A 19993-nucleotide genomic window follows, 5' to 3' on the forward strand; every position below is an offset into this window, starting at 1 on the left:
TGTGCGGCGACGCCTACCGCGGTGTGTGGACGTCCGGCCAGGGCGCGGCGGGCATTGCGGCACCGAGGAAGAACGAGGGGTGCGGCGGCTGGTTGTAGGCGGTGTTCTGCCAGGCCACGGCCACCCGGTACTGCGGATCGTGCATCAGCGTGACGATGCGCCGGTCGGTGACGTGGGGTGTCGCGTAGATACGCAGCGCCGAGCTGTTCGTCGTCGGCCAGATCACCTCCTCGCGCCAGTCGCCGAACAGGTCGGCGGACAGCGCCGGCGTCGCCTTCGTGCCGTTGGTGGCCACCACCCCGTTGGCGGTCAGCAGGCGGGTCTCGCCGGAGGGCCCGTACCTGTCGATCCGCGTCCGGTCGAGCAGTTCCCGCACCGGGTCGCCGTCCCACCAGACCAGGAAGTTCGTCGAGGACGGCTTGCGGCCGACGACACGTCCGGAGGTGTCGAGGATCCCGTCGTTGCCGGACGCCGACCACGACTCGGCACCGGGGCTGCCGGCCCAGATGTCGCCGGACACACCCCGCCCGTTGTCCCCGTTCGGCGGAGTCGTCCACAGGATCCGTCCGGTCGCCGCGTCGGCCATCCACGAGCTGGGTCTGCTGGCGTCCTCGTCGACCTTGAAGACCTCCAGGCCGGGACGGGCCGGGGCGAGGTCGCCGACGTGCATCGCGTCGCCGTGCCCGTTGCGGGTGTTCCACAGGCCGGCGCCGTTGTCGTCGACCGCCATCGACCCGTAGACGATCTCGTCGCGGCCGTCCCGGTCGACGTCGGCGACGGAGAGGTTGTGGTTGCCCTGGCCGGCCCACGCCGAACCGGCGGTGGAGCTGTCGAACGCCCACACCCGTCGCAGCTGACCGTCGCGGAAGTTCCAGGCGACGAGCACCGTCCGGGTGTAGTAGCCGCGGGCCATGATCAGGCTGGGCTGGCGGCCGTCGAGGTAGGCGGTGGCGGCCAGGAAGCGATCGACCCGGTTGCCGTAGTTGTCGCCCCAGCTCGCGACGTCCCCACGGGCGGGGAGGTAGCTCACGGTGCTGCGGGCCGCGCCCGTCCGGCCGTCGAACACGGTGAGGAACTCGGGGCCGGCGAGCACGTAGCCGGAGGCGTTGCGGTGGTCCGCCGCCGGGTTCCCGATCACGGTGCCGCGCCCGTCGACGGTGCCGTCCGCGGTCTTCAGGGCGACCTCGGCACCGCCGTCACCGTCGTAGTCGTACACCTGGAACTGGGTGTAGTGGGCGCCGGCGCGGATGTTGCGCCCCAGGTCGATCCGCCACAGGCGGGCGCCGGACAGCTCGTACGCATCCAGGTAGACGTTGCCGGTGTAGCCGGCCTGGGAGTTGTCCTTCGCGTTGGACGGATCCCACTTCACGACGATCTCGTACTCGCCGTCACCGTCGAGGTCGCCGACGCTGRCATCGTTGGCGCTGTAGGTGTAGGCCACGTTGTCCGGCGTCCGCCCGCCGGGGGGCACCTGCAGGGGGACGTCGAGGTACCCCTCCCCCAGCCGCACCGCCGGGCCGGTGGCGGGCTGCTCGACGCCGCCCACCACGTCGCGCACCGTGTAGGTCGCGTCCGCGGCCGCGCCCGCGTCAAGGTAGTTCGTCGTCGCGCTCAGCGGTGTGGACGTCAGCCGGGTGGTGCCGCGGTACACGTGGAAGGCGATGTCGCGCGGGTCGGTAGCCAGCAACCGCCAGCTGACGAGGTTCCCGTTGCCCGATCGCACGCTCACGGAGCCCCGGCCCAGCCTCTCCACCTGCCGCCCGGTGGTCGAGGGAGCGGCGCTCGTGGCCGCGGGAGCGGGAGCGGCACCGGTCGCCGCGGGCGAGGGAGCGGAAGCGGCGCCGCTCGCCGCGGAGGCCGGTGCGGAAGCGGTGCCCACCGCCACGGGGGCGGGCACGGCCGAGGCCGGCGGGAGCGGGCCGCCGCCCGGCCCAGCCGGGACCGGTTCACAGGCCGCTGCCGTGACCAGGCCGGCCGCGAGCAACAGCCCGGTGAGGACGTGCCGTCGCCGCGGGTGACGGCGATCAGGCATTCGAACGATGGGGTGAGTCCAACGACTCATGTATTTCTTCTCCCTGCCCCCACCCCGCGCGAAACAACAGCCCCGTCTTACGACGCGACGAAACCACGATAGCCGTGTCCCCTGTTTCCCGCTGAATAGTTGCGCCTTCTTTTCCTGCCCGGGCGACTCGTCGTGCGCTCGCGACGAAGACCCGGCGGTGTGTGGTGATCCGGCCTCTGACCGGTCGCTGTCCCGGCTGACGTGACAGTGCTGACAGAAAGCGGGGCCCGTTGGGCGTCGGATGGGAGGCTGAACGGCGCCGTCGTCGGCCCGGAACTGTGCCCAGGTGCAGGCAGCTCATCCGTCGACGGGTCGGGAAAGCGTGCGAGGCGGCGGTCCTGCGTGAGGACGGGATCCACCGCCTCCATCCGGGCCGCGAGGCGCTGTAAGGCCGTTGACCAGCGTTTTCCCCGGCCCCGCCAGAGGCAGCAGGTGTCGGATACGGAAACTAAAGACCTCGTTGTGGCCTCATACGCCCGGAGACTTGCACGAAGGCGTCCACCGTCGTTGTCAAGAAGCCTCCACGAAAGGCCACACTCGGCTCTGTTTCGCCGGAAGGCGACACCCGGCCTTGCGGTGATCTGCGGTCAACGGTGTCAGATCACCGGGCTACCGGACGGGGGTCAGAGGCGGCCGGCGATGGTGCGGGCCAGATCCTCGAGAGGGCCGCGGTTCTCCGCGGGGTCGTTGCTCCGTACCAGGCTGACAGACACGGAGAAGCCGTCCTGGGTGACGAAGACGGCGTAGTCCCCGATGAAGGCCTCGTCGCCGACACCGGGCAGGGGCCGGAGCTGGTGGCCGGTTCCGCGCTCGGCGGCGTAGTAGTTCTGCGCCGTCTGCCCGACGCGGACTTCGACCTGGGCGGTGGGACCGTTGGGCGGCGCGACGTAGGTGCAGGTCTCGTCCACTGCCTCCGCGCTGGCCAGCGCGGTTCCCGCGAGCTGCTCGGCCTCYGGCTGCGAGATGACGCCGCAGGGATTCACCGTGCCGCCGGGTGACGCCGCCGGCAGGGCGGTCGTTGACCCGTCGCCGGCGGCGGCCCCCGCGCCGGCGTTGCCGCCGGCCGCCGCTCCCGCGGACTCCGTGGCCGACGGCGGCGACGATGTCGCATCGTCGTCATCGGAGGCACCGCATCCGGCCAGGCCGAGCGATATGAAGATCATGAATGTCAGCAGGATCGCACGTGTGGCGACGCGGACACGACTGATGACAGGACGGTACATACGAGCCCCCCGATACCGACGTCCGCTGGCTCACCCCTGCGCCAGACGGGCAGGTCAGGACGGTACCCCTGTTCCCAGATGGGGCATAGGCGTGCTTCCCGCTGCTTCTACCGCGCCAGGCCCGCCAGTTCGTCGGTGAGCCGGTCCGGGGTCAGCCGGCCATCGACGGTGACGCCCTCGTCGGGGCCGAGTGGCTCGAGCGCGGCGAGCTGCGAGTCCAGCAGCGTGGCGGGCATCCAGTGGCCTCGGCGCTCGGCGAGCCGTCGGCGCAGTTCCGGCTCCGGCACACTGATGTGCACGAAAAGGACGTCGCCCGCCGTTCGCAGCAGGTCACGGTAGCTGCGACGCAGGGCCGAGCAGGCGACGACGCCGTCGGTGTGCTCGGCCATCCAGGTCCGGACGGCGCCCAGCCAYGGCCACCGGTCCTCGTCGGTCAGCGCGGAACCGGCCGTCATCTTCGCCCGGTTGGCCGGGGGGTGCAGGTCGTCCCCTTCGAGGAAGGGACGTCCCAACCGGTCCGCGAGCGCCGACGCGACGGTGGACTTGCCGCAGCCACTGACCCCGATGACCACGACGACCGTCATGCGGGACCCCGCCCCCACGGCACCGGGCCTCGGCGGGCTGGCAGTGGGGCGCGCAGGACCGGCATGAGCGCAGATTCTCGCATCGAGGCACGATCAGGTCGGACCCCCGTCCGGATTCACCGGGATGGTCCGCGGCCGCGAGCGCACCGAACTGTTGCGCAACGCGGCACTGCTGGTCGTACCGTCCCGCCATGAGGCGATGTCCATCGTCGCCCTGGAGGGCGGACGAACTTCATCGGCCGTTGTTCTCGACTATGGTCGTAGGTCATGGATCATGTTGCTTCCGAGCGCCACTGGGTCGCATGGCATCGGCAGTACGACGTGACAGGGTCGTCCCTGCATCGGCGCCTCGCCATCGTCCAGCGGCGCATCCGGGAAACACTTGAGGTCCAGCCCGCGGGCGAGATCCGCGTGCTGAGCATGTGCGCCGGRCAGGGGCGCGACATCCTCGGGGTGCTGGCCGATCACCCGCGCCGCGACGACGTGCGCGCCCGGCTGGTCGAGCTCGACCCCGATCTTGCTGCAGACGCCTCGCGAAGGGTGCGCGCCCTCGGGCTGGGCGGCGTCGAAGTCGTGGTCGGCGACGCCTCGGACACCGGCGTCTACGACGGGGCCGCACCGGCCGACCTCGTTCTTGTCTGCGGGCTGTTCGGAAATCTCGGTGATGCCGACATACGTAACACGGTCGAATGGCTGCCCAGGCTGTGTCAGCCAGCCGCGACGGTGATCTGGACACGCCATCGCCGTGCCCCCGACCGCACGCCCGCCGTACGGTCGTGGTTCGCCGCTGCGGGGTTCTCCGAGGTCGCCTTCGACGTCGAGGAGGGTTTTCTGCTCGGTGTCGGGACCCACCGGCTGGTCAGGCCGACGCTCCCGTACCGGCCCGGTATCCGCCTGTTCGACTTCATCGGCGACGGCGAGGACGCCCGGCGGTAGTCGGGCTGTCCTCGGGGGCTGAGCGCGGGGCTCGACGCCGCATCAGTGCGGACGTCAGCGGGTGGGGTTGCGGGCGGCGATCGCGGCGTTCAGGGCAGTGGCGAAGCCGGTCCACGCCACGTACGGCAGCAGTGCGGCGCCGGCCGGGCGGTCGGCCTGCCAGCCCCGGTACAGCAGCGCCACATTGGCCGCATCCAGCAGGACGATCTCCGCGAGCGCGAGGCGCGGGCGCCGGGCCCGGAAGAACAGCGGCGTCCAGGCGGCGTTCAGCGCGAGGTCGATCCCGTACCAGCGCCGGAACCGTGCGCGCTGGTCAGTACTGGTGCTGCTGTCGAGCGCCCGGGAGCCGGCGAGGGCGATCAGGGCGTAGAGCGGTGTCCACACCACGGGGAACGCCGCCGGCGGGGGCTGCCAGGCCGGTTTGTCCAGGGAGCGGTACCAGGGTGAATCGGGGCGGGTGGCTACCGTGCCGACACCGGCGGCGGCCGCGGTGGCCAGGGACGTCCTGACCAGGGTCGAACTCCTCATCCTGCCCTGGTACCCGCTGGCACCGGTGCTGTCCCATGGCGGCAGGCGGCAGGCGGGGAAAACACGAGAAACCGAGCCTGGAGAAGGTCGGAAGTTCGCCACGAGACGGCACGCCGCGGGCAGAGCCAAAAACCAGAGAGGCGGGAGTCACTCGCCGCCATTTCTAAGCTATAGCATGCCAGGGGGCTTGCGTCAAGACCCGGGTGGTGCCGCAGAATCGCTGAGCCTCGCCGCGCGCGGCGGCGGCAGGCAGCAACCTCACATCGGAGTTCATCACGTGAATCCCCTGACCACCAGCGCGTTCGACCTACCCGAGAATCTGCGCGCCAAGGCCGACCCGGCCCTGGTCGCCGGCGACGAACGGCACTTCGCCGCCATCGCGCAGACCCTCGACGAGTCGATCGCGGACCTGTCCGACCGCCTCGACACCGCGCGGCGGGCGCCCGGCGGCGCGGGCCAGCAGGCGCTGGACCGGGACCAGGAGATCTACCGGCTGACCGCGCGCCTGCGCACCCTGCGCCGTTTCGGCCTCGACCTGTGTCTCGGCCACATGGCCGCCACGGACGAGCCGACACCCGTGTACGTCGGTCGGATCGGACTCTCCGACAGCGCGGGCCGGCGGCTGCTGCTCGACTGGCGCTCCCCCGCGGCCGAACCGTTCTTCGGTGCGACCCACGCCAACCCGATGGGCCTGGCGAGCCGCCGCCGGTACCGCTGGAGCCGCGGGCGGATCAGCGACTACTGGGACGAGGTGTTCACCGCCGACGGGTTCGAGGGGCATGCCGCGCTCGACGACCAGTCCGCGTTCATCGCCAGCCTGGGCAGCAGCCGGTCGCCCCGGATGCGGGACGTGCTCGGCACCATCCAGACCGACCAGGACGCGATCATCCGCGCGGGGTCCGACGGGGCACTGGTCGTCGACGGCGGGCCGGGTACGGGCAAGACGGTCGTCGCCCTGCACCGTTCCGCCTACCTGCTCTACTCCGATCCGCGGCTCGGTCACCGCCGGGGCGGGCTGCTGTTCGTCGGTCCGCATCAGCATTACCTCGCCTACGTCTCCGACGTCCTGCCCAGTCTCGGCGAGGAGGGTGTGCAGACCTGCACCCTGCGGGACCTGGTGGCCGAGGGGGCGGCGGCGGTGCCCGAGACCGACCCGGAGGTGGCGCGGCTGAAGTCGTCCGCGAAGCTGGTGCGGGCGATCGAGACGGCTGTCCGGTTCTACGAGGAGCCCCCCGCCCAGGGGATGACGGTGGCCACCCACTGGAACGACATCCGGCTGAGCGCCGACGACTGGGCCGAGGCGTTCGACGCGCCGGATCCCGACATCCCCCACAACGAGGCGCGGGACGTCGTTCTCGAGGAGCTGCTCACGATCCTGCTGGACAGGCATGACGGCGATGCCCCGGACCAGCTGCTCCGCAGGTCGCTGCTGCGGAACAAGGCGCTGCTCACCGCCTTCAACAACGCCTGGCCGCTGGTCGAGGCGGCCGACCTCGTCAGTGACCTGTGGTCGGTACCCGCCTACCTGCGCCGGTGCGCGCCCTGGCTCGGCCCCGAGGACATCCAGAAGCTGCAGCGCGGAAAAGCGCAGGGGCGGGCGCAGGCACCCACCTGGACGGTGTCCGATCTGCCACTGCTGGACGCGGCCCGGCAGCGGCTCGGCGACCCGGAGATGGCACGACGCAAACGCCGGCACCTCGCCTCCGTCGCTGCCGAACGCGAGCGCATGACCAGGGTCATCGACAACCTCCTCGCGTCCGACGACGACGGCGAGGGCGCGATCACGATGCTGCACGGGCAGGACCTGCGGGATGCCCTCGTCGACGAGAGCGCGCTGCCCAGAACCGACCCGGACCTGCTCGCCGGCCCCTTCGCGCACATCGTCGTGGACGAGGCGCAGGAACTGACCGACGCCCAGTGGCAGATGCTGCTGCTGCGCTGCCCGTCCCGCAGCTTCACCATCGTCGGGGACCGGGCCCAGGCCCGGCACGGGTTCACCGAGTCGTGGCGGGAACGGCTCGAGCGTGCCGGCCTCGACCGGATCACCCTGACGTCGCTGAGCATCAACTACCGGACGCCGGAAGAGGTGATGACGGAAGCCGAGCCGGTCATCCGCGCCGCGCTCCCGGACGCCAACGTGCCGACGTCCATCCGCAGCAGCGACATCCCCGTCGTACACGGCTCCACCTCGGAGCTGGGTTCGATCCTCGACGCCTGGCTCACCGCGCACGCCGACGGGATCGCCTGCGTCATCGGCGATCCCGCGTTCGAGGGGACGTCCCGCGTGCGGTCGCTGACGCCGGAGCTGTCAAAAGGACTGGAGTTCGACCTGGTCATCCTCGTCGACCCGGAGAGCTTCGGCACCGGCATCGAGGGCGCCGTCGACCGTTATGTCGCGATGACCCGCGCGACCCGGCAACTCGTCATCCTCACGAGCCCGAGCGCCTGACCTCGCCGCCACCGGAGCTGATCCGCTCCGGGGCGGTTCCGCCGCCGTTCGTCCGTCGCCTTCCTGCCTCGATGACCGCACCGGCCCCCGGCCCGCCGAGCGTCCGGGCCTGAAACCTGGGTAGGCCCTGCCTCGCAGGCTGTGGCCAGGTGAAGGGCGGGGCGGGCGTGACGGCGGCGAGCGAGACGCGGCGGGGCGAGCGGACGGAGCCGGCCGGCGAGCGGGCCGACCAGGCGGAACGGCGGGCCGACGATGCTGGGGAGCTGTTGCTCGACGAGCTGACGGGCATCCTGGCCGACCTGCGGCGGGCCGAGCGGGCGCGGAGCGCGGACGTCGAGAGGGTGCACCCGCGGCACCGGCGCAGTGCCCGGAACATGGTGCACTACCTGGCTCTGCGGGGCAGGGACCTGCGGCCGGTGCAGGAGGAGCTCGCGCGCCGCGGGCTGTCCTCGCTGGGGCGGTGTGAGCCGTGCGTCGAGGCCACGTTGCGGGCAGTGGTGGACGTCCTGCGTGGTCAGCTGCGGCCGGGCAGTCCCGCCGAGGCCGTGGATGGCGACCGGGTGCCGACCTACGACGAGGGCTGGGACCGGATCGAGGCGAACGCCGGCGAGCTGCTGGGGCCGCCGCCACCCCGGCACAGTGTGCGGATCATGGTCACGTTGCCGAGCGAGGCCGCGGGCGACGCCGCCCTGGTGCATCGGCTCGTCGCCCGCGGGATGAACGTGGCGCGGATCAACACCGCCCATGACGGCCCGCGGGAGTGGCGGGCGATGGCCGCCCATGTCCGGGCCGCCGCCCAGGAGCTGGGCCGGACCTGTCTGGTGTCGGTGGACCTGGCCGGCCCGAAGGTCCGGACCGGTCCGCTCGACCCGGGGCCGCAGGTCGTGCGCCTGCGGCCGGTGCGTGACCTGCGGGGGGCGGCGGTCACGCCGGCCACGGCCGAGCTGGTCGCGGTGCCCGACGGGGAGCGTGATGCGGTCGACGCGCCCGTGGCGGACTCGCGCGACGGGGTGGTGCGGGTGCCGGTGCTCGGGGCAGGCGACTGGCTGGCCCGGCTGCGGGTCGGTGACGAGCTCACGCTGCGGGACGCCCGTTCGTCCCGGCGCCGGCTACGGGTCGTGGCGGTGGGTTCGGGCCCTGCGGAGCATCCGACGGTCACCGTCGAGGCGTGGAAGACGACCTGTCTGGAGACCGGGCTCGAAGTACGACATGGCGACGAGCGGTGCACGGTGGGTCCGCTGCCGCGCCGGGCCCCCTACCACCTGGTCCGGCAGGGGGACGTCCTGCGGCTGACCCGCGACCTGTCGCCGCGGGCGGCCCGGCCCGGGGGGACGGCTCCCGACGATCCGGCCGGACCGGCGTCGATGGGCTGTACCTTCCCGGCGGTCTTCGACGCCGTCCGCCCCCAGGACCCGGTCTCGCTGGACGACGGGAAGATCGCCGGCGTCGTCGAGGCCGTGGATCCCGAGGGCATCGACGTCCGCGTGCTGCGCGCCTCGGGCCGCGGTGCGAAGCTGCGTGCGGACAAGGGCGTGAACCTGCCCGAGACCCGGCTCCCCCACGAGGGGCTGACCGGGGACGACCGGGACGCGCTGGCGGTGGCCGTGGAGATAGCCGACCTGGTCGCGATCTCGTTCGTGCGTGGCGGCGTCGACGTCGAGCAGGCGCTGGAGGCGATCAGCGCGGCCGGGCGAGGGCACGACCTCGGCCTGGTCCTCAAGATCGAGACCACCGAGGGGTTCGAGAACCTGCCCGGTCTGCTGCTGGCGGCACTGCGGGCTCCGCTGGCCGGCGTGATGATCGCGCGCGGGGACCTGGCGGTGGAGGGCGGCTACCAGCGGCTCGCCGAGCTGCAGGAGGAGATCCTCTGGCTCGCCACCGCCGCGCATGTGCCGACCATCTGGGCGACGGAGGTCCTGGACACGCTGGCGAAGACCGGCACGCCGGCGCGGGCGGAGATCACCGACGCGGCGATGGGGCAGCGCGCGGAATGCGTGATGTTGAACAAGGGCCCGCACATCGACGAGGCGATCACCGCGCTCGACGACATTCTGGGCCGGATGGCCGGGCACCAGCAGAAGAAGACCCCGCTGCTGCGTCCGCTGCGGTCGTGGCTCGGCTTCGGCTCCGTCACCCACCACCGGCGCACCTGAACGCGACTCGGATCCGTGACCGTCAGGTCACCCGTTCCGCTCCGCGGTAACGCCCGGCGGGCGACCATGGCCGAGGGGGACGGGGGTCTCGGCATGGACGTCGATCAGGCGCGGCTGGTGGCGGCCGCGGTGCACCTTGCGCCGTCGCGGTCGACCGGCCTTTCCGCCGGTCTTGTCGCGCTGCTGCTCGTGGGTGCGCGGCCGCTGTGGAAGCGCGCGGGGCATCTCACCACGGCGGTACACGAGGGCGGGCACGCGCTGATGGCGTTCCTACTGGACCGCGCATTCCTGGCCGTTCGCCTCGAACGCAGTCAGGGCGGTCTGACGTCCTACTACGGCCCATCTCGCGGATGGGGCCGACTGATGATTACGGCGGCCGGATACACCGCGCCCTCGCTGTGCGGGCTCGCCGGCGCCGGCCTTCTTTCCGTGGGCAACGTCACCGCCGCTCTCATCCTCGCCGGGGTGGCCACAACGAGCCTGCTGCTACTGGTGGAGAACATCTTCGGCGAGCTGGTTCTCCTCGTCCTGCTGGGCCTCGTTCTGACCGTCGCGACGACGGGTTCCGCCGGGATGCAGCTTTTCGTCGCCTGTACGGCCAGCTGGTTCCTGTTGTTCTCCGCGATCCGCTCACTGGGAATTCTGCGGCGAGCCCGCCGATACACCCGCTTCACCGACGCCGACACGCTGGCCACCGTGACGCACCTACCGGCGGTGCTGTGGGTCGCGGCCTTCTACGCCGTTGACCTGTACTGCCTGGTAATCGGCGGCCAACTACTGCTCGACGGCTGACGAACGGCTGACCCGACGCCGATCAGCACCGCCACGGTTCCCGACACTCTCGCGTATCTCGAGAAGGTCATCACCGAGCTGCCCGAGAAACCGATCATCATGGGCCACTCGTTCGGCGGGACGTTCATCCAGCCCGCCGGACGTGCGCCGAGCCCGGCTGGGAGCAGGTCTCCGACCACGCCTTGGACTGGGCCCTCGCCCACGCCGGGTAGCCCTCGGCGCGGCCGCCGGCCGCGCGGCCGCCGGCCGCGCGGTCAGGCGCCAGGGCTGGGACCGGGGTCGGGGCTGAGTAGTTCGGCCAGATGGAGCGCGCGGCGGCCGCGCAGGTCGGTGATCTGGGTGCGGCAGGAGAACCCGTCCGCGAGAACGACCGCACCCGGCGCGGCGTCCAGCCCGGGGAGGAGATGCTGCCCGGCGACCGCCACTGACACCTCGTGATGCCCGATCTCCACACCGAAGTTGCCGGCCAGCCCGCAGCAGCCGTCCAGTGTCGTGACCTGCGCACCTGCACGTTCGAGCAGGGCCCGGTCGGCGGCCCAGCCGAGCACCGCGTGGTGGTGGCAGTGCGGCTGGGCAATGACGGCGGTGCCCGTCAGGTCGGGTGGCGCCCAGGCCGGCGTGGCGGTCAGCAGCTCGGCCACCGTGCGGGTGGCGGCGGCGACGAGCCGGGCGTCCTCGGCGTGGTCGGTCCGGCCGAGCAGCTCGACGGCGTCCGCGCGCAGCACGGCGGTGCAGGACGGTTCGATGCCCACGATGGGGATGCCGGCGCGGGCGCTGGCCGCCAGTTCCGTCACGGTGCGGCCGAGGATACGGCGGGCGGTGTCGAGCTGGCCGGTGGTGATCCAGGTCAGGCCGCAGCAGGCGCCCGCGGACGGGATCCGCGGCTGGTAGCCCGCCGCGCGCAGCACCCGCACGACCGCCCGGGCCGCTGACGGCGTGAAGTGGTCGGAGAACGTGTCGACGAACAACATCACCGGGGTCCCGCCGCCCGACCCGTCAGCAACCTCGGGCCCGCCCACGAGCTGGGCGGCCCACCAGCGGCGGAACGGAGTCGGCGCGAACGCCGGGACGGTGCGGCGCCGGTCCACCCCGGCCAGGTACAGCCCGAGCCGGCCGAGAACCGGGAGCGTCGGCAGCGCGTTCGCCAGCCGCGGTGCCCGCCCGGCGAGCCGCGCCCACCGGGGCAGCCAGCCGAGCGTGTAGTGCGACCGTGGCCGCAGCCCGAGCCGGTACCCGGGCCGCCGCCAGCCACGGCGCCGGTACTTCTGGTGCAGTGCCTCCGCCTTGTACATCGCCATGTCGATGCCGGTCGGGCAGTCCGACGCGCACCCCTTGCACGCCAGGCACAGGTCGAGTGCGTCGTGGACGTCGGGCGCCCGCCAGTCCAGGTCGCCGCGCACGACGTCCTGCAGCACCCGGGCCCGGCCGCGGGTGGAGTCCTTCTCCTCCCGGGTCGCGAGGTAGGACGGGCACATCACGCCACCACCGGTACGGGTGTCGGCCCGGCACCGGCCCACCCCGGTGCAGCGGTGGACGGCCTCCGCCAGGTCGCCCCCATCGTGCGGGTAGGCGAAGGCGAGGTCCCGGCGGTAGGTGACGCCGACCATCCGCACGTCGGCGTCGAACGGATCGGGGGCGGTCAGCACCCCGGGGTTGAGTCGGTTGTCCGGGTCGAAGGCGTGCTTTACCTCGCCGAACAGGCGGATCGCGTCGGCCGAGTACATCCGGGCGAGCAGCTCGCCGCGGGCCCGCCCGTCACCGTGCTCACCCGAGATCGACCCACCGAACTCCGCCACCAGCCCGGCGGCGGCCGTCAGGAACTCCCGCAGGACCCGCAGCCCGTCGGGGCGGTCGAACGGGAAGTCGAGCCGCACGTGCATGCACCCGTCCCCGAAGTGCCCATACGGGGCGCAGGTCATCCCGTGCGCGGCGACGAGCTCGTCGAAACGTGCGAGGTAGGCGCCCAGCCGCTGCGGGGGGACCGCCGCGTCCTCCAGCCCCGGCCAGGCCGGGCGCCCGGATGGTGCCCGCCCCGCCAGCCCCGCGCCGTCCTCGCGGATGCGCCACAGGCGGGCCTGCTCGGCGGGGTCGGTCACGATCCGGGCCTGCGTCCCGAGGCCGGCAGCCGCGAGTGCGCCGGCCCGGTCGAGCACCTCGGCGTGGTCGTCGCCCGCGACCTCGACGAACAGCCAGGCGGCCCCCCGGGGCAGCGGTGGGACCGCCGTGTCACCGCGCCGGCCGCGCAGGACGTCGACCAGCCGCTGGTCCATCCCCTCGCACGCCGTCGGTCCGAACGCCACGACCGCCGGCGCCGCCTCGCCGGCCTGCACGATGTCGGCGAAACCGATCGCGACCACCACCCGGTGTTCGGGATCCTTCACCAGCCGCACCGTGGCCTGGGTCAGCAGACCGAGCGTGCCCTCGGAGCCGACGAGCGCCCGACCCAGGTCGAACCGCTCCGGCAGCAGATGCGCCACGGCGTACCCGCTCAGCTGCCGGCCGAAGGTGTCGAACTCGGTGCGGGCCGTGGCGAGGTGCCGGCCGGCCGCTGCGCGTAGGTCGGCCAGCAGCCGCGCGGGTCCGTCGACGACCGGCGCGCCGGCGGCGTCGTACCCGGTGCGCAGCGTCTCCCCCGAGGCCAGCAGATGGGTCATCGCCACCACGTTGTCGCTGGTGCGGCCGTAGCCGAGGGCCCGGTTGCCGCACGCGTTGTTGCCGATCATCCCGCCGACGGTGCACCGCGAGTGGCTGGACGGGTCGGGCCCGAACCGCAGGCCGAGTGGCAGCGCCGCCCGCTGCAGCACCGCATGCACCGTGCCGGGCTCGACGACGGCGGTGCGGGTGCCGGCGTCGATCTCCAGCACCCGGCCGAGGTGGCGGCTGAAGTCGAGCACGATGCCCCGGCCGATCGCGTTGCCCGCGATGGACGTGCCGGCGCCACGGGCGGTGATCCCGACACCGAACGCACGGGCGACGTCCAGGGCGCACGCGACGTCGTCGACGTGCCGCGGGCGCACGACGGCCAGCGGCGGGATGCGGTACAGCGACGCGTCCGTCGCATACATCGCCCTGGTTCCGGGGTCGTCGCGGACCTCCAGCCCGGCCGCCCGCAGAGCCGCGGAGACACCGGCACGCTCATCCGAGTCCGTCATACACACCATGCTGCGCGGTCACCTGACCGCCCGCGTCAGCGCCGGGCGTAGAGGCGCATCGTGATCGGGGCGAAGACGGCGACGAGAATCGCGCACCACAGGAACACCCACCCGAGCTGCCCCGCGGTGACGGTGTCGTGCATCAGCCCCCGCACCGCCGTCACGAGATGGCTGATCGGGTTGACGTCGACCGCCGCCTGCAGCCAGCCGGGCATGGTCTCCGGATCGACGTAGATGTTGCTCCCGAAGGTCAACGGGAACAGCACCATCATGCTGGCGCCCATCACGGCGTTGGGAGTCCGCATCACCAGGCCGAGGATGTTCCACACCCAGGCCAGGCTGAAGGCGAACAGCAGCAGGAGCAGCACCCCCAGCACCACACCGACCACACCGCCGTCCGGCCGGAAGCCGATCGCCAGACCCAGGCAGATCACCAGCACGGCGGCAACCGTGTAGCGGACGGCGTCGCCGAGCATCATGCCGACCAGGGCCGCCGGCCGCCAGACCGGCAGCGACCGGATCCGGTCGAAGACACCCTTGGTGATGTCCGTGTTCAGGCCGACCCCCGTGTACATCGTGATCATGATGACGGTCGCGACCAGGATTCCGGGGAGGAAGAACTGGATGTACTCGTCGGTCGAGCCCGCCAGCGCTCCACCGAACAGGTAGCTGAACATCAGGGTCATCATGATCGGGAAGGCGGTGACATCGAAGAGCTGTTCCGGGACATGCTTGATCCGCAGCAGTGCCCGCCAGCCGAACGTCACGCAGGCCGAGAGCGCACTCGGCCGCGCCGGCCGGCTGCGCAGCGACAGGGCCGCCCGCACCCGCTCGTCGATGCCACCGGCCGGGGTCCGTGGCTCCGGGGTGGCGAACGGCGTGGCCACCGCGGCGGCCGGATCCGCCACGGCACCGGTCGAGGCAGCATCCCCTGCAGCAGCCTCGGTCGAGGTGGCGTTGGTCGAGGCGGTGGTCATGCGACCGGCTCCTTCGTCGTCGCGGAGGCGGCGGGCAGACCGGCGCCGGCGGCTTCGGAACGACCACCCGGCCCACCGTCCGCATCGGCGTGGTGGCCGGTGAGTGCCAGGAAGACCTCGTCCAGGCTGGGCTGGCCGAGCGCGAACTCGGTGATCTCGAACCCGGACCGGGTGAGCTCGGTCAGCCCACGGGCGACGAGCTCGGCGTCCGAGACGGTCGCGGCGAGCGAGACGGGGTCGGACGCCAGCTCCACCGGCACCCCGAGCACCGCTGTCAGCAACCGCGCCGCCTCCGGCCTGCGCTCCGCGTCGCGCAGCCGGACGTGCACGGCGCCGCCACCGACCCGGGCCTTCAGCTCGCCGGAGGTGCCCTCGGCAATCACCCGGCCGTGCTCGATCACCGCGATCCGGTCGGCCAGCTGGTCGGCCTCGTCGAGGTACTGGGTGGTGAGCAGCACCGTCGTGCCACCCGCGACCAGGGCGCGCACGATGTCCCACACCTGGTTGCGGCTGCGTGGGTCGAGGCCGGTGGTCGGCTCGTCCAGGAACAGCAGGTCCGGGGAGACGACGATGCTGGCGGCGATGTCGAGGCGCCGCCGCATCCCGCCGGAGTAGGTCTTCACCTGGCGGCCGGCGGCCTCGGTCAGGTCGAACGCCGTCAGCAGCTCGGTGGCCCGTTCCCGCGCACCCGACCGGCTGAAGCCGAGCAGGCGGGCGAGCAGGATCATGTTCTCCGTGCCGGTGATGTCCTCGTCGAGCGAGGCGAACTGGCCGGTCAGGCTCACCCGGGCGCGGATGGCGTCGGCCTCGCGCACCACGTCGTGCCCGAGCACCCGCACCGTGCCGGCGTCCGGCGCGAGCAGGGTCGCCAGGATGCGGATCGTCGTCGTCTTGCCGGCGCCGTTCGGCCCCAGCACGCCGTACACGCCGCCGGCGGGGACGGCCAGATCCACCCCGTCGACGGCACGCGTCTTCCCGAACGTCTTGACCAGGCCGGCCACCTCGATGGCCAGGCGGTTGTCTGACATGACCTTGTTACTCCTGCCGTCGCCTGCGGTCTGGGACCAGGTGCGGGCCCGCGCGGCGGAGCTCCGCCGCGCCGGACTCGCGCCGGCCCCCGAAGCATGCGCGACGGGACCGACAGTTTTTCGCCTCCGCCGGGTGGAGGATCGACGCACAACCGCATGCGTGCACGGCCTGGTGCCGGCACCAGCATGCGGGGCCGGCGGAAGGCCGTCCAACGGTTTTCAGGGCTCCTGGCAGCGACGGAGGCCCTCCGGGCTGTAGCAGGGGAGGTGCCCCTGTTCCTTCATGAGGCCCTGGCCCGCGCCCTGCGTCAGGTAGGTGAGGAAGCTGGAGACGAGAGAGTCCGCGGCCGGCCGACCGTAGGTGAAGGYGTACTCGATCTCCGCGAAGGGATAGGAGCTGCGGCCGATCTCCTCGATCGACGGCGCCTGCCCGTCCAGGCTCACGGTGTGCAGGCCGGTGATGGTGGTGGCGGTGCGCAGCTCGCTGTAGCCGATGGCTCCCGGCAGGCGAGCCACGGTTCTCAGGACCCGGTCGGTGCTGTCGAGTTCGCAGCGGATGACCGTGTCGTGCGGCGAGTTCCGGTGTTCGCAGTCCAGCGAGCTGAAGGCGGGTTCACCGCGCCCGTCGAGGACGCGTCGCCGGAACAGGTCGCGCGTGCCGGAGTTGGCGTCCCGGCTCACGAGCCGGATCGGGAGACGCGGGCCACCGAGCTCGCTCCAGTCGGCGACGTCCCCCCGGTAGATGCGGCGCAGCTGATCGAGGGAGAGGTCGGTGATCGGCACATCGTCGTTCAGCACGACCGCGAAGGCGGAGACCGCGACACGGTCGCCCTCCAGGTTCGGGTCGAGATCGGATCCGGCACCGTCGCGGATGGCGATCACCGGCGGCACGCCGTTCGCGGCCTCCCCGGCGTCCACAAGTTTCTGGATCCCCTCGTTGCTGCCGCGCGCGTCCACCGTGACCGTCGAACCTGGGCAGTCCGCCTCGTACCGGGCCGCGATCCGCTGGATGACCGGCGCGAAGGCGGTCGAGCCGTTCACCGTGAGAGTCCCGGTCGCGCATCCGATGGGCCCAGGGGCGTCCCCGCGCACGACGATGATGGTCGCCAGCACGGTCACGCACACGGTGAGCAACACGGTGATCAGGCGGGCGGCCCGGCTGAACAGCGGCAGTTTGTCGTCGACGGTCGTGCTCCGGTTGGGGACCACGGCGCCCTCCCGGATCCCGCCGCCGACCCGCACCGCGTCGCCGACACTCCCGCCGGTGAGCAGGACGAGCAGTTTGTAGTGCTGACCGCGATTGAGCGGGACCTTCGGGAGGTAGATCGTGTTGCTGCTGTCCCGCATTACCCGCGACGGCACGAAGTGTTCCATCAGGTGTTCGGCGTCGGGCTGGGTGACAGTGACAGCCACACCGCGGACAATGCGGCCGGTGAAGACGACGGTGAGTCCGTGCAGGTCGCGGCTGGTGTAGTCGGTGTCGGCGACGCTCTCGGCACCGTCGTTCTCGACCCGCAGCAGGACGAGCGTGGCATCCGCCATGTCGGGAAGGTCGTTGAACAGACCGAGCCGGATATCCGCCTGCCCCGCGCCGCTGCGGTTGTCGCTGCCCACCGGCAGGTCCATCTGGACGCGGTAGCCGATGCGCCGGCGGCGCGGCACCCGCCGCTCGTACCAGACGACCGCGAAGGACGCGGCGATACCGAGCATCGCGGTCAGGACGGCCACGAGGTTCTCGGCACTCAGCCAGCCCACGCCTCAGTTCACTCCCGTGTTTCCGCACAACCGACCCGTCGGATCATCAAGGTAGGGGTTTCCTCGGAGCCGGAAGCAGCGCAGTTCGGGCGGACATCAGAAGTTCGTCGTGAGTTCATCCGGCCACCCGGTGCTGCGCGGGTAGCCGGCGCGGGACGGGCAGCCCGACGCGGGGCCATCCGCACACGTTCCTCCCCGGCTGCTCAGCGGACCGCGTCGCCGCGGACCGCCTACCGGTTCTCGTACGGGTGGCCCCGAACCACCGGGCGGTCAGGGCTGGGAGATGGCGAAACCGGCGCCGGGGGCGAACGTCGTCACGTTCGGCGGGATCGCCTTGAGTTCGTCGATCGCCGCGCAGGCCGGGCAGGCGGCGTAGCCGGACTGGCGAATCGTGTTCGCCTCGGCATCGGCGCGGGCCTGCGCGACCCGTGCCTGGGCCTCGCTCACCCCGGCGAATGCCGCCTGCGCCTTGTTCACCGCCTCCTGGACCTGTGCCGGCAGGGTGATCCGTACCAGGTTGAACTTCAGGTCGACCAGGAACGGAGCGCCCAGGGTCGCCTCCAGGTCGCGCGCGAGCGACTCGTTGATGGCCTTCTGGACCGCGGCGATGTTGCCGTTCGACGATTCGGTGGAGCCGACCGGCGGGGTGCCGGCGCCGACCGGATTCACGGTCTGGTTCGCGCCGAGCTGCACCAGTGCGCACGAGGAGACCAGCTGCGCGCAGTCGAACGTGTTGATCTGCTCACGCAGATCGTTGTCGATGACCGGCCGGATGATCGTGTCGAGAAAGGCGGACCAGCCCTTGTCACCGTCATAGGGCGCGTAGGCGTCTCCGTCGGAGAGCAGCCGGAACTTCCGGGTGCCGAACTTGTCGTCGAAGGTCCGCAGGACGTCCGGATCGGTGTTGAGGGAGAAGTACAGCGTTCCCTCGATGCCCATCTCGACGCCGTCCTTCGACGGCACCCGCACGACCTCCTGGTCGGGCCGGTCGCCCTGCCCCTCGTTCGCGGTGATCGTGTAGAAACGCTGCTGCGCGGGATACTTGTGGACGTCGGAGTACAGGCCGACCCAGACGCGGCCGGAGGCCGGCTGGATGATCTGCCGGATCCGGTGGTTGTCGAGCGGGCCGCCGTTGCGGACGACGGCCACCTCGCCACCGTTCGTGCGGTCGAACGAGCCTAACGAGCTGAACCCCAGAATAATCAGGTAGATACCGAGCGGGACGAGCAGAACGATTCCAACGCGGGATTTCCAGGACCGAAAGCGCATGCACCACTCCTCGGGACAAACGAGTTGGCGGGTGGTCAAATCCCGACCAGTGTGGGCGAAGCGCTGTCGGCACATCCCGCGCGCCGACGCATTCATGGTGTCGCGCAGCCGACTGCCCGCGTCGCCGGGCGGCCACGGCGAACCCGCGGGTGTTACTCCGCCGAGTAGGCCGGACCGCCCCGTCGCAGAAGCTCGGCGAAGGAGGTCGCCGGGCGGCCGGTCAGCGCCGGGACGTCGTCCGTGACGGCGGCGAGCTCACCGGCGGCGATCGCCGTGTAGGTCGAGACCCACGCGTCGACCTGCCAGCCGGGCGCGCCGTAGACGGCCCGGGAGGCGTACGCCTCGGCGACCGTCTCGGGCCGGTAGGTGATCGGGCGGCCGGTGGTCTCGGCGAGCAGCGCGGCCACGTCGTGGAGGGTCGGCGCCTCCGGGCCGGTCAGCGAGTAGGTCGCGCCCGCGTGCCGGGGCGGGTCGCGCAGCACGGCCACGGCAGCGTCGGCGATGTCGTCCTGGGCGACCGCGGCGACCCGCCCGTCTCCGGCCGGGCCGCGGATGACCCCGTCCGGCCCGACGAGCGCGGGCAGGAAGTCGGCGTAGAGGTTGTCGCGCAGCACGGTGTACCGCAGCCCGGAGCCCTGCAGATGCCGCTCGGTCGCGGCGTGGTCCCGCCCCAGCGTGAAGGTGCAGTCCGGGGCCGCCCCGTAGAACGAGATGTAGACCAGATGCTCGACACCGGCCGCCGCGGCGGCGTCGATGAAGGTGGTGTGCTGGGCGACCCGGTCGGGCGTCTCCGCGGCCGAGATCATCAGCACCGTCGCAGCCCCCGCCAGTGCCTCACGGGCCGCGTCGTGCTCCCCGAACGACGCACGGGCGACCGTGGCGGCCGGCAGCCGGGGCGCTCGTGCCGGCTCCCGCACCACCAGCCGCTGGGCGACACCCGCCGCGGCCAGGCGACGCGCGACCCTGCCACCGAGCTGCCCGGTGGACCCGGTGACCGCGATCAGACCGGGCGTGGGCTGTGCTGTCGTTACCACCCGTCGACGCTATCAACGTCCGAGCCGACAGCCCGCTGGCCCGGCCCGCCC

The 19993-nt window shown here is 72.1% G+C and carries 14 protein-coding genes; 4 read left to right on the forward strand and 10 right to left on the reverse strand.

Annotated features, from left to right (window positions below; translation table 11 throughout):
* Positions 1-13 precede the first annotated feature (13 nt).
* From CC117_RS22510 to CC117_RS22520, 3 genes are all read right to left on the reverse strand, one after another.
* Positions 14-2032 carry a rhamnogalacturonan lyase gene (locus CC117_RS22510; protein ID WP_198541949.1) on the reverse strand — a complete coding sequence of 673 codons (2019 nt, stop codon included), beginning with the start codon at positions 2030-2032 and terminating at the stop codon, positions 14-16.
* A 653-nt stretch (positions 2033-2685) separates the two neighbouring features.
* On the reverse strand, positions 2686-3225 hold the full coding sequence (locus CC117_RS22515) for a DUF3558 domain-containing protein (RefSeq protein WP_241830327.1): 540 nt from the start codon (positions 3223-3225) through the stop codon (positions 2686-2688).
* A 167-nt stretch (positions 3226-3392) separates the two neighbouring features.
* A complete protein-coding gene (locus CC117_RS22520; protein ID WP_071087324.1) occupies positions 3393-3869 on the reverse strand; it encodes a gluconokinase in 477 nt (158 codons plus the stop codon).
* 267 nt (positions 3870-4136) lie between these two features.
* Between CC117_RS22520 and CC117_RS22525 the strand changes: the two genes are divergently transcribed.
* The gene (locus CC117_RS22525) at positions 4137-4805 is read left to right on the forward strand and encodes a class I SAM-dependent methyltransferase family protein (protein WP_071087327.1); all 669 of its coding nucleotides are present in this window, start codon (positions 4137-4139) and stop codon (positions 4803-4805) included.
* A gap of 54 nt (positions 4806-4859) precedes the next feature.
* Here the strand turns inward: CC117_RS22525 and CC117_RS22530 are convergent, their stop codons facing one another.
* A complete protein-coding gene (locus CC117_RS22530) occupies positions 4860-5333 on the reverse strand; it encodes a TspO/MBR family protein (RefSeq protein ID WP_071087329.1) in 474 nt (157 codons plus the stop codon).
* 277 nt (positions 5334-5610) lie between these two features.
* Between CC117_RS22530 and helR the strand changes: the two genes are divergently transcribed.
* The 3 genes from helR to CC117_RS22545 all read left to right on the forward strand — a co-directional run bounded on the left by helR (position 5611) and on the right by CC117_RS22545 (position 10727).
* Positions 5611-7782: an RNA polymerase recycling motor ATPase HelR gene (helR, locus tag CC117_RS22535; protein ID WP_071087331.1), complete on the forward strand. Its 2172-nt coding sequence runs from the start codon at positions 5611-5613 to the stop codon at positions 7780-7782.
* A gap of 167 nt (positions 7783-7949) precedes the next feature.
* The gene (locus CC117_RS22540) at positions 7950-9935 is read left to right on the forward strand and encodes a pyruvate kinase (RefSeq protein ID WP_084132593.1); all 1986 of its coding nucleotides are present in this window, start codon (positions 7950-7952) and stop codon (positions 9933-9935) included.
* 93 nt (positions 9936-10028) lie between these two features.
* Complete coding sequence (locus tag CC117_RS22545) at positions 10029-10727, forward strand: M50 family metallopeptidase (RefSeq protein ID WP_071087373.1); 699 nt, start codon at positions 10029-10031, stop codon at positions 10725-10727.
* A 254-nt stretch (positions 10728-10981) separates the two neighbouring features.
* Here the strand turns inward: CC117_RS22545 and CC117_RS22550 are convergent, their stop codons facing one another.
* The 6 genes from CC117_RS22550 to CC117_RS22575 all read right to left on the reverse strand — a co-directional run bounded on the left by CC117_RS22550 (position 10982) and on the right by CC117_RS22575 (position 19942).
* Positions 10982-13879: an FAD-binding and (Fe-S)-binding domain-containing protein gene (locus CC117_RS22550; protein ID WP_071087333.1), complete on the reverse strand. Its 2898-nt coding sequence runs from the start codon at positions 13877-13879 to the stop codon at positions 10982-10984.
* 35 nt (positions 13880-13914) lie between these two features.
* Entirely contained in the window at positions 13915-14856 is a 942-nt protein-coding gene (locus CC117_RS22555; protein WP_116287868.1) for an ABC transporter permease, read from the reverse strand.
* A complete protein-coding gene (locus tag CC117_RS22560; protein ID WP_071087335.1) occupies positions 14853-15884 on the reverse strand; it encodes an ATP-binding cassette domain-containing protein in 1032 nt (343 codons plus the stop codon). Before CC117_RS22560 ends, CC117_RS22555 begins: the two co-directional genes overlap by 4 nt.
* A gap of 219 nt (positions 15885-16103) precedes the next feature.
* Complete coding sequence (locus CC117_RS22565) at positions 16104-17639, reverse strand: substrate-binding domain-containing protein (protein ID WP_071087337.1); 1536 nt, start codon at positions 17637-17639, stop codon at positions 16104-16106.
* Positions 17640-17909: 270 nt separating this feature from the next.
* Complete coding sequence (locus CC117_RS22570) at positions 17910-19004, reverse strand: SPFH domain-containing protein (protein WP_241830329.1); 1095 nt, start codon at positions 19002-19004, stop codon at positions 17910-17912.
* Between the two features lie 56 nt (positions 19005-19060).
* On the reverse strand, positions 19061-19942 hold the full coding sequence (locus tag CC117_RS22575; protein ID WP_071087341.1) for an SDR family oxidoreductase: 882 nt from the start codon (positions 19940-19942) through the stop codon (positions 19061-19063).
* Between the last annotated feature and the right edge of the window lie 51 nt (positions 19943-19993).

Source organism: Parafrankia colletiae, from assembly GCF_001854655.1.
GTDB lineage: Bacteria > Actinomycetota > Actinomycetes > Frankiales > Frankiaceae > Parafrankia > Parafrankia colletiae.

Bases quoted from the DNA above. Each gene is read 5' to 3' on its own strand.
- CC117_RS22555 (WP_116287868.1), bottom strand. From the start codon at position 14,856: ATGACCACCGCCTCGACCAACGCCACCTCGACCGAGGCTGCTGCAGGG.
- CC117_RS22550 (WP_071087333.1), bottom strand. From the start codon at position 13,879: ATGACGGACTCGGATGAGCGTGCCGGTGTCTCCGCGGCTCTGCGGGCG.
- CC117_RS22530 (WP_071087329.1), bottom strand. From the start codon at position 5,333: ATGAGGAGTTCGACCCTGGTCAGGACGTCCCTGGCCACCGCGGCCGCC.
- CC117_RS22570 (WP_241830329.1), bottom strand. From the start codon at position 19,004: ATGAATGCGTCGGCGCGCGGGATGTGCCGACAGCGCTTCGCCCACACT.
- CC117_RS22560 (WP_071087335.1), bottom strand. From the start codon at position 15,884: ATGTCAGACAACCGCCTGGCCATCGAGGTGGCCGGCCTGGTCAAGACG.
- CC117_RS22545 (WP_071087373.1), top strand. From the start codon at position 10,029: ATGGACGTCGATCAGGCGCGGCTGGTGGCGGCCGCGGTGCACCTTGCG.